This is a genomic window from Streptomyces sp. f51 (genome assembly GCF_037940415.1).
Lineage (GTDB): Bacteria > Actinomycetota > Actinomycetes > Streptomycetales > Streptomycetaceae > Streptomyces.
The window spans coordinates 1,722,469-1,732,785 of record NZ_CP149798.1; the positions used below are offsets into that span (position 1 = coordinate 1,722,469).

Sequence of the window (10,317 nt, forward strand, 5' to 3'; positions counted from 1 at the left end):
CGGTCGGGGACAGTGAGGCAGGCGCCGTCTCGTGTTCCGCACGCCTTTGTGCGGGACGTTCTCGAGTGACCGTTTCAGGTCACGCATCCATGGGTCAGACCGTCAGCGAACGGTCCGTCGGGCGGATCGGGGCCGGCAGGTCGCTCGCTCCGGTGAGGAAGCGGTCGACACCGCGGGCGGCCGAACGGCCCTCCGCGATGGCCCAGACGATCAGGGACTGGCCGCGGCCCGCGTCACCGGCGACGAACACTCCGGGGACGTTGGTCGCGAAGTCGGCGTCGCGGGCGATGTTGCCGCGCTCGTCGAGCTCCAGACCGAACTGGGAGACCACACCGTTCTCGACGTCCGTGCCGGTGAAGCCCATCGCCAGCGTCACCAGCTGGGCGGGGATCTTGCGCTCCGTGCCCGGCTTCTGGTTCAGCTTGCCGCCGGTGAACTCTACCTCGACCAGGTGGAGCCACTGGACGTTGCCGTCCTCGTCGCCCTCGAAGTGGGTGGTGGAGACCGCGTAGACGCGCTCGCCGCCCTCCTCGTGCGCGGAGGTGACCTTGTAGAGCATCGGGAACGTCGGCCAGGGCTGGCCCGGGTTCCGCTCCTCGCCCGGCCGCGGCATGATCTCCAGCTGGGTGACCGAGGCCGCGCCCTGGCGGTGGGCGGTGCCCACGCAGTCCGCGCCCGTGTCGCCGCCGCCGATGACCACGACGTGCTTGCCCTCGGCGGTGATCGGGGGCGCCACGAAGTCGCCCTCCTGCACCTTGTTGGCCAGCGGCAGGTACTCCATGGCCTGGTGGATGCCGTTCAGCTCCCGTCCGGGGACGGGCAGGTCACGGGCGGTCGTGGCGCCGGCGGCGATGACCACGGCGTCGTACCGCTTGCGCAGGTCCGTCGCCTTGAGGTCGCGGCCGATCTCGATGCCCGTGCGGAAGCGGGTGCCCTCCGCGCGCATCTGCTCGATGCGGCGGTTGATGTGCCGCTTCTCCATCTTGAACTCGGGGATGCCGTAGCGCAGCAGACCGCCGACGCGGTCGGCGCGCTCGTACACCGCGACCGTGTGCCCGGCCCGGGTCAGCTGCTGGGCGGCGGCGAGACCGGCGGGACCGGACCCGATGACCGCGACGGTCTTGCCGGAGAGGCGCTCGGGGGCCTGGGCCGCGACGGAGCCGCTGTCCCACGCCTGGTCGATGATCGAGACCTCGACGTTCTTGATGGTCACGGCGGGCTGGTTGATGCCGAGCACACACGCCGACTCGCACGGAGCGGGGCACAACCGGCCCGTGAACTCCGGGAAGTTGTTCGTGGCGTGCAGGCGCTCGGAGGCGGCCTGCCAGTCCTCGCGGTACGCGTAGTCGTTCCACTCGGGGATCAGGTTGCCCAGCGGACAGCCGTTGTGGCAGAACGGGATGCCGCAGTCCATGCAGCGCGAGGCCTGCTTGGAGATGATCGGGAGCAGCGAGCCCGGAACGTAGACCTCGTTCCAGTCCTTGAGACGCTCCTGGACCGGCCGGGACCTGGCGACCTCACGGCCGTGGTTCAGAAAGCCCTTGGGATCAGCCATTGGTCGCCGCCTCCATCATCTTCTCGGTGATCGCGGACTCGTCGAGTCCGGCTCGCTCGGCGGCGTCCTTGGCGGCGAGCACTGCCTTGTACGTGCTGGGGATGATCTTGCTGAAGCGGTCCACGGCGGCGGGCCACTCGGCGAGCAGCTTCTCGGCGACCGTGGAGCCGGTCTCCTCGGCGTGCCGGCGCACGACGTCGTGCAGCCACTGCTTGTCGGCGTCGTCGAGTTCCTCGACAGCGTCCACGCTGGCGACGTTCACGTTGTCGCGGTCGAGGTCGATCACGTAGGCGACGCCGCCGGACATGCCGGCCGCGAAGTTGCGGCCGGTCTCGCCGAGGACGACCGCGTGACCGCCGGTCATGTACTCGCAGCCGTGGTCGCCCACGCCCTCGGAGACCACCAGCGCGCCGGAGTTGCGGACGCAGAAGCGCTCGCCGGTGCGGCCGCGCAGGAAGAGCTCGCCGCCCGTCGCGCCGTACGCGATGGTGTTGCCCGCGATGGTCGAGTACTCGGCGAGGTGGTCGGCGCCCCGGTCGGGGCGGACGACGACCCGGCCGCCGGAGAGGCCCTTGCCGACGTAGTCGTTGGCGTCGCCCTCCAGGCGCAGCGTGACACCGCGCGGGAGGAAGGCGCCGAAGGACTGGCCGGCCGAGCCGGTGAAGGTGATGTCGACGGTGTCGTCGGGCAGACCCGCGCCGCCGAACTTCTTCGTCACCTCGTGGCCGAGCATGGTGCCGACCGTGCGGTTGATGTTGCGGATCGCGACCTGGGCGCGGACCGGCTGGGCGTCGGTCGCCGAGTCGGCGGCCAGGGCGTCGGCGGCGAGCTTGATGAGCTCGTTGTCGAGCGCCTTCTCCAGGCCGTGGTCCTGCTCGACGACCTGGTGCAGGGCCGCGCCCTCGGGCAGCTCGGGCACGTAGAAGAGCGGGGACAGGTCCAGGCCCTGCGCCTTCCAGTGGGTGATCGCGCGCTCGACGTCGAGGTTCTCGGCGTGGCCGACGGCCTCCTGGATGGTGCGGAAGCCGAGCTCGGCGAGGATCTCGCGGACCTCTTCGGCGATGAACTTGAAGAAGTTCACGATGTACTCGGCCTTGCCGGCGAAGCGGTCGCGCAGCACCGGGTTCTGGGTGGCGATGCCGACCGGGCAGGTGTCGAGGTGGCAGACGCGCATCATGACGCAGCCGGAGACGACGAGGGGCGCGGTCGCGAAACCGAACTCCTCGGCGCCGAGCAGCGCGGCGATGACGACGTCGCGGCCGGTCTTGAGCTGACCGTCGGTCTGCACGACGATGCGGTCGCGCAGGCCGTTGAGCAGCAGGGTCTGCTGGGTCTCGGCGAGGCCGAGCTCCCAGGGGCCGCCCGCGTGCTTGAGCGAGGTCAGCGGGGAGGCGCCGGTTCCGCCGTCGTGGCCGGAGATGAGCACGACGTCCGCGTGGGCCTTGGACACACCGGCCGCGACCGTGCCGACGCCGACCTCGGAGACCAGCTTCACGTGGATGCGGGCCTTCGGGTTGGCGTTCTTGAGGTCGTGGATCAGCTGCGCCAGGTCCTCGATGGAGTAGATGTCGTGGTGCGGCGGCGGGGAGATCAGGCCGACACCCGGGGTCGAGTGACGGGTCTTGGCCACCCACGGGTAGACCTTGTGGCCGGGCAGCTGGCCGCCCTCGCCGGGCTTGGCGCCCTGGGCCATCTTGATCTGGATGTCGTCGGCGTTGACCAGGTACTCGGAGGTGACGCCGAAGCGGCCGGAGGCGACCTGCTTGATGGACGAGCGGCGCGCCGGGTCGTACAGGCGGTCCGCGTCCTCGCCGCCCTCACCGGTGTTGGACTTGCCGCCCAGCTGGTTCATCGCGATCGCGAGGGTCTCGTGCGCCTCCTTGGAGATGGAGCCGTACGACATGGCGCCGGTGGAGAAGCGCTTGACGATCTCGGAGACGGGCTCGACCTCGTCGAGGGGGATCGACGGGCGGTCCGAGGCGAAGCCGAACAGGCCGCGCAGCGTCATCAGGCGCTCGGACTGCTCGTTGACGCGGTCGGTGTACTTCTTGAAGATCTCGTAGCTGCCGGAGCGCGTCGAGTGCTGGAGGCGGAAGACCGTCTCGGGGTCGAACAGGTGCGGCTCGCCCTCGCGGCGCCACTGGTACTCGCCCCCTATGTCCAGGGCGCGGTGCGCGGGCGCGATGCCGGAGGCGGGGTAGGCCTTGGCGTGGCGGGCGGCGACCTCCTTGGCGACGACGTCGAGACCGGCGCCGCCGATCTTGGAGGCCGTGCCGTTGAAGTACTTCTCGACGAAGGCCTTCTCCAGGCCGACGGCCTCGAAGACCTGGGCGCCGCGGTAGGAGGCGACGGTGGAGATGCCCATCTTGGACATGACCTTCAGGACGCCCTTGCCGAGCGCGTAGATCAGGTTGCGGATGGCCTGCTCGGGCTCGATGCCCTGGAGGAAGGTGCCGGCGCGGACCAGGTCCTCGACGGACTCCATCGCGAGGTACGGGTTGACGGCCGCGGCGCCGAAGCCGATGAGCAGGGCGACGTGGTGGACCTCACGGACGTCGCCGGCCTCGACCAGCAGGCCCACCTGGGTGCGCTGCTTGGTGCGGATGAGGTGGTGGTGGACGGCCGCGGTGAGCAGCAGCGAGGGGATCGGCGCGTGTTCGGCGTCGGAGTGACGGTCCGACAGGACGATCAGGCGGGCGCCGTTCTCGATGGCGGCGTCGGCCTCGGCACAGATCTCCTCGATGCGGGCGGCGAGGGTGTCGCCGCCGCCGGAGACGCGGTACAGGCCGGAGAGGGTCGCGGCCTTCATGCCGGGCATGTCGCCGTCGGCGTTGATGTGGATGAGCTTGGCCAGCTCGTCGTTGTCGATCACCGGGAAGGGCAGGGTGACGCTGCGACAGGAGGCGGCCGTCGGCTCCAGCAGGTTGCTCGCCGGTCCCAGCGAGGAGCGCAGGGAGGTGACCAGCTCTTCGCGGATCGCGTCCAGCGGCGGGTTGGTGACCTGGGCGAAGAGCTGGGTGAAGTAGTCGAAGAGCAGACGCGGGCGCTGCGAGAGCGCGGCGATCGGCGAGTCGGTGCCCATCGAGCCGATCGGCTCGGCGGCGGCCTTGGCCATCGGCGCGAGGATGATCCGCAGCTCCTCCTCCGTGTAGCCGAAGGTCTGCTGGCGGCGGGTGACCGAGGCGTGGGTGTGCACGATGTGCTCACGCTCGGGCAGGTCGGAGAGCTCGATCTCGCCGGCTTCCAGCCAGTCCGCGTACGGCTTCTCGGCGGCGAGGGCGGCCTTGATCTCGTCGTCCTCGATGATGCGGTGCTCGGCGGTGTCGACGAGGAACATCTTGCCGGGCTGGAGGCGGCCCTTGCGGACGACCCGCGCGGGGTCGATGTCGAGGACGCCGACCTCGGAGCCGAGGACGACGAGGCCCTCGTCGGTGACCCAGTAGCGGCCGGGGCGCAGTCCGTTGCGGTCGAGGACCGCGCCGACCTGGGTGCCGTCGGTGAAGGTGACGCAGGCCGGGCCGTCCCAGGGCTCCATCATCGTGGAGTGGAACTGGTAGAAGGCGCGCCGGGCCGGGTCCATGGAGTCGTGGTTCTCCCACGCCTCCGGGATCATCATGAGCACGGAGTGCGGGAGCGAGCGGCCGCCGAGGTGCAGGAGTTCGAGCACCTCGTCGAAGGAGGCCGAGTCGGAGGCGTCCGGGGTGCAGACCGGGAAGATCCGCTCCAGGCCCTTGTCGCCGAACAGGTCGGAGACGAGCTGGGACTCGCGGGCGACCATCCAGTTGCGGTTGCCCTTGACCGTGTTGATCTCACCGTTGTGCGCGACGAAGCGGTACGGGTGGGCGAGCGGCCAGCTCGGGAAGGTGTTGGTGGAGAACCGGGAGTGCACGAGCGCGATCGCGGAGGCGAAGCGGCGGTCGGACAGGTCCGGGAAGAAGGGCTCCAGCTGGCCGGTGGTCAGCATGCCCTTGTAGACGATGGTCCGGGCGGACAGCGAGGGGAAGTAGACCCCGGCCTCGCGCTCGGCGCGCTTGCGCAGCACGAACGCGGTGCGGTCCAGGGCGATGCCCTCGCTGGCGCCTTCCGCGACGAAGATCTGGCGGAAGACCGGCATCGTCGAGCGGGCGGTGGCGCCGAGGAGCTCGGGGGCGACCGGGACCTCGCGCCAGCCGAGGACGGTGAGGCCCTCTTCGGCGGCGATCGTCTCGATCCGCGAGACGGCGTCGGCCGTGCCGTCCTCGGGGAGGAAGGCGATGCCCACCGCGTACGCACCGGCTGCGGGAAGTTCGAATCCGGCCACCTCGCGCAGGAAGGCGTCCGGGACCTGGGACAGGATGCCGGCGCCGTCGCCCGAGTCGGGCTCGGAGCCGGTGGCACCGCGGTGCTCCAGGTTGCGCAGAACGGTGAGCGCCTGCTCGACCAGCGCATGGCTCGCCTCGCCGGTGAGGGTGGCCACGAAGCCGACGCCGCAGGCGTCGTGCTCGTTGCGGGGGTCGTACATACCCTGCGCAGCAGGGCGAGCATCCATGAAGGACCACTTCCGGTCGTTCGTGGAGTGCTGGGACGGCTGGCGCGGCGTACGCATCGGCTCTCCCGTCGTCGTCGGGGCGGGGGGTCTCCCAGGCTCTGGGCGCTGGGGAGACAACTGCCGAGGGACGACTCTGGCCCTCTGCGGGGTGCAAAATTTCGTGCAGGTTACATGATGGAGTGGTTCTCGGGAACCGGATACTTCGTTCCAACATGCGGACACCACGGGAGCCGCGCCGGGGGTATCGGGCTTCAGCGGTGGAAGGTAAGGGACCTGAGCGGACAGATCGATGACCATCGGTCCGGTTCGCGGAGGAGATCGTGATCCGCCGCGAGAGATGCGACGCGGGCGTCATTGCCCGCGGCGCTTACGGCTCATTCCCAGCAGCCACGGAATCGAAACCGCCGGGTAACAATTACTTATGCAGTCCCGTGCATAGGTGATCGAGGCCTCATCCTACGGCCGCGCCGAACAAAGTGCCGAGGGCGTACGTCACACCGGCCGCGGCACCACCGAGAGCGAGCTGCCGCAGTCCGCTGAACCACCAGGACCGCGCGGTCACCTTGGCCACGACGGCGCCGCAGGCGAAGAGCCCGATCATGGCGAGCAGCACGGCCGGCCACAGCACGGTGGCGCCGAGCAGATACGGCAGTACGGGCAGCAGGGCGCCGAGCGCGAAGGAGCCGAAGCTGGACACGGCGGCGACGGCCGGGGAGGGCAGGTCGCCGGGGTCGATGCCGAGCTCCTCGCGCGCGTGGATCTCCAGGGCCTGCTCGGGGTCGCGGGAGAGCTGCCGGGCGACCTCGCGGGCGAGGTCGGGCTCGACGCCGCGGGCTTCGTAGAGCGCGGCCAGCTCGCGTTCCTCGTCCTTGGGGTGCTTGCGCAGTTCGCGCCGCTCGACGTCGAGTTCCGCCTCGACCAGTTCGCGCTGCGAGGCGACGGAGGTGTACTCGCCGGCGGCCATGGAGAAGGCCCCCGCGGCCAGGCCCGCGAGTCCGGTGATGACGATCGTCTGCTGGGAGACGGAGCCGGCGGCGACGCCGGTCATCAGGGCGAGGTTGGAGACCAGGCCGTCCATCGCGCCGAACACGGCCGGGCGCAGCCAGCCGCCGTTGACGTCGCGGTGGGTGTGGTTGTCCCGGTGCGCCACATGCAGCGCCGCCTCGGTCTCGATGATCGCCATACCGGTCCCCCAGAGTGCTTGATTGGACTGCTTCCACTTTTTGACAACTCTGAAAGTACGCCGTGGAATTCCCCGCCGCCAGCAAGGAAAGGCTGGGCTAACCTGCGCTTTTGCCTCTCGGCGCTCATCCGTGGCATGTCATGCACATATGTCGACCGGGTGACAGTGGAGCCCGCGAGGCTCTTGTCAACCGCCAAGGTGGCACAGATCCGCAAAGGGTTCCGCGCGCCGCATTCCGCGCGCGGCAGGGGCCCTGAGAGGAGAGGCACGTATGGCTTCCATCGCCTGCATTCCCTCGGCCCCGGTTTCCGGGAGCACCGCGGATCTCCGTGACCGGGCACGCGGCGCGCTGCTCGGACTCGCCGTCGGGGACGCGCTGGGCGCACCCGCCGAGAACATGAAGCCGTCGGAGATCCGGGCCAGATGGGGCCGGATCACCGGGTACGTCGCCGAGCATCCGGCCGGGACGGACGACACGGAGTACGCGATCTTCTCCGGGCTGCTGCTGGCCCGGCACGGCTCGGCGCTGACCGTGGCCCACGTCGAGTCGGCCTGGCACCAGTGGATCGCGGACCGCGACGAGGGGCCGTTCCGCGGCGCCGGGTTCAGCGAGCGCGGCACGCTGGAGAACCTCCGCCGCGGGCTCGCGGCACCGATCTCCGCCCAGCACCGGCACGCCTGGAGCGACGGTCTGGCCATGCGCGCGGCGCCCTTCGGCGTCTTCGCGGCCGGGCGGCCCGCCGAGGCGGCCCGGCTCGTGGCGATCGACGGTTCGGTGAGTCACGAGGGCGAGGGCATCTACGGCGGGCAGGCGGTCGCGGCCGGGGTCGCCGCCGCGATGGCGGGCGCCTCCGCCGCCACGGTCGTCGCCTCCGCGCTGGCCGTCGTCCCGGACGACTCCTGGACGGCCCGCTCCCTGCGCCGCGCGGTCGCGGTGGCGCACCGCGGCGAACGCGCGGTGCGCTCCGCGGTCGTGATCGGCGGCTATCCGTGGACCGACCTGGCCCCCGAGGCCGTGGCCCTCGCCTTCGGCGCGTACGCGGCGGCGGACGGGGAGTTCACCGAGTCGGTCCTGACCGCGGTGAACATGGGCCGCGACGCCGACACGACGGCGGCGGTGGCCGGGGCGCTGGCGGGCGCGAGCCGAGGGGCCGCGGCGATCCCCGCGGAGTGGGCGGCCGCCATCGGCCCGGCCCGCGGCAGCTGCCTCCCCTCCATGGAGGGCCACCACATCCTCGACGTGGCGGACCTGCTGACGCCGGAGCACGAGGAGAAGTGGGGCGCCGACGGCCGCGTACCGCCCGTCCCGGAGACGCAGGACGCCCCCGGGGTCCCGTACTCCGAGGCGTACGGGGCTCCCGCCGCCGGCGCCCGTGTCCCGGCCGGCGCCGACGTCGACACTCAGGCACGGTCATGAGGCCCGGCCCGACGCCGGGCGCGGACACCGCGTCGCCACCCCCGGAGAAGCAACCGGCGGCCCCGGCACCGCACACCACGCAGCCCGGACCACCGAGCCTCGGCCCCGGCCCGGGCTCCCTGAGCACCACCCCGGAACCGCCCCGGGCCGGAACCGAGCCCGTGGCCCCCCTGGCGCCCACCGCCGGAGCCGATCCCGCGGCACCCGCCGCCGGTGCCCGCGCCCAGCCCACGGCACCCGCCCGAGAAGCACAGCCCGTGCCGCCCACCGCACTCGCCACAGCAGCGGCCCCACCCGAGACACCGCGCGCCGGAGCCGAACCTGTGGCCCCCGTCGCCGGAACCGGCGTCCAGCCCGTGGTGCTTCTCGGGGGTGGGGTGCGGGCCGTTGCGTTTCTCGGTGGGGGTGGACCGGGAGTGGGCTCGCGGATCGTGGAGCGGCCCGCCGCCCCGGCGACCGGTGCCGAGCCCGTACCGGGCGGGACGGCCGGGGCGCGTCGTGTGGAAGGGCTGCTGCTCGGGCTCGCCGCGGGGGACGCCGCCGGATGGCCCGCCGCCCGGCACCGGGCCGCGCGGATGCCGGAGTGGACGCGGCGGCTGACCCGCGAGCTGGACACCTTCGCGGAGCAGAACGCCACGACGACCCTGCCCGTGCCGATCGCGCTGAACCAGCCGCCGGAACCACTGCGGCTCGGCCCCTCGGACGACGCCGAGTGGGCGGCGTTCGCGGCGGAGGCCGTCCTGCGGGCCGGGGACACCGCGGCGCTCGGCGACCTGAGCCTGGACCGCCGGATGCGCGCGTCCATCGACGTGTCCTGGAACGCCGTCGCCAGCGAGGTCGCCGCCGCCGCGGACCGCGCCCCCGAGGTCGAGTCGGCCCTGCTCCCGCTGCGCGCCCGGATCTCGGTGCGGGCCGGACTCGGCAACCTCGCCACCGGACTGCGCCCGCCCGCCACCGGCCACGACAACCCGCACTACTTCGACGACGCGGCCTGCGTACGGGCCTGCGTGCTCGCCGTGGCCCACCCGGGAGACCCCCGACTCGCCGCGGAACTCGCCGAGTTCGACGCCCGCTACACCCAGGACGGCGACGGTGTGCACGGCGCCCGCGCCATGGCCGCCGCCGTCGCGCTCGCCCTCGCCGGGCACGACGTCGCCACCTGCGTGGAGGCGGCCCTGGCCGAACTGCCCGCCGCCACGGAGATCGGCCGCAACGCCCGGCACGCCCTCGCGCTGGCCCGCGACAGCGACAGCACCTTCGCCCTGGTCCCCCTCCTGGAGCACCAGATCGTCGACCACGTCTACAGCTACGGCATCGCGGCCGCCGAGACGGTCCCCGTCGCCCTGGCGCTGGCGCTGGCCGCGCGCGGCCGGATCGCCGAGGCCGTACCGGCCGCCGCCTGTCTGTCCCGGGTCGCCGACTCGGCCCCCGCCCTGGCCGGGGCGCTGACCGGCGCGCTCGGCGGCGCCGCCACGATCCCCGCCTCCTGGCGCGACGCCTGCCGCACCCTGTCCGGCTGCGCGCTGCCCCGGCTGACCGGCACGGATCTCGTCGGGCTCGCCGAACTGCTGGAGGCGACGGGACGCGCCGACCCGCTTCGTTCCCCGGAACTGTCCGCCCCGGAGGGATGATTC

The 10,317-nt window shown here is 72.1% G+C and carries 5 protein-coding genes; 2 read left to right on the forward strand and 3 right to left on the reverse strand.

The window, feature by feature from the left end:
- Window positions 1-94 precede the first annotated feature (94 nt).
- The 3 genes from WJM95_RS07705 to WJM95_RS07715 form a co-directional block, all read right to left on the reverse strand.
- Window positions 95-1,555, reverse strand: coding sequence for a glutamate synthase subunit beta (locus WJM95_RS07705; RefSeq protein ID WP_339128814.1), 1,461 nt, complete (start codon window positions 1,553-1,555; stop codon window positions 95-97).
- Window positions 1,548-6,140: a glutamate synthase large subunit gene (gltB, locus tag WJM95_RS07710; RefSeq protein WP_339128815.1), complete on the reverse strand. Its 4,593-nt coding sequence runs from the start codon at window positions 6,138-6,140 to the stop codon at window positions 1,548-1,550. The genes WJM95_RS07705 and gltB overlap by 8 nt, the downstream gene beginning before the upstream one ends.
- 394 nt (window positions 6,141-6,534) lie before the next feature.
- Window positions 6,535-7,266 (reverse strand): VIT1/CCC1 transporter family protein, encoded by a 732-nt coding sequence (locus tag WJM95_RS07715; RefSeq protein ID WP_339128816.1) that lies wholly within the window; start codon window positions 7,264-7,266, stop codon window positions 6,535-6,537.
- A gap of 271 nt (window positions 7,267-7,537) precedes the next feature.
- On the opposite strand from WJM95_RS07715, the gene WJM95_RS07720 reads away from it, so the two are divergent.
- Together WJM95_RS07720 and WJM95_RS07725 are read left to right on the forward strand one after the other, a co-directional pair.
- Window positions 7,538-8,683, forward strand: coding sequence for an ADP-ribosylglycohydrolase family protein (locus tag WJM95_RS07720; RefSeq protein WP_339128817.1), 1,146 nt, complete (start codon window positions 7,538-7,540; stop codon window positions 8,681-8,683).
- Window positions 8,684-9,111: 428 nt separating this feature from the next.
- Window positions 9,112-10,314 (forward strand): ADP-ribosylglycohydrolase family protein, encoded by a 1,203-nt coding sequence (locus WJM95_RS07725; protein ID WP_339135412.1) that lies wholly within the window; start codon window positions 9,112-9,114, stop codon window positions 10,312-10,314.
- Window positions 10,315-10,317 lie beyond the last annotated feature (3 nt).

Bases quoted from the DNA above. Each gene is read 5' to 3' on its own strand.
- gltB (WP_339128815.1), bottom strand. From the start codon at position 6,140: ATGCGTACGCCGCGCCAGCCGTCCCAGCACTCCACGAACGACCGGAAG.
- WJM95_RS07705 (WP_339128814.1), bottom strand. From the start codon at position 1,555: ATGGCTGATCCCAAGGGCTTTCTGAACCACGGCCGTGAGGTCGCCAGG.
- WJM95_RS07715 (WP_339128816.1), bottom strand. From the start codon at position 7,266: ATGGCGATCATCGAGACCGAGGCGGCGCTGCATGTGGCGCACCGGGAC.
- WJM95_RS07720 (WP_339128817.1), top strand. From the start codon at position 7,538: ATGGCTTCCATCGCCTGCATTCCCTCGGCCCCGGTTTCCGGGAGCACC.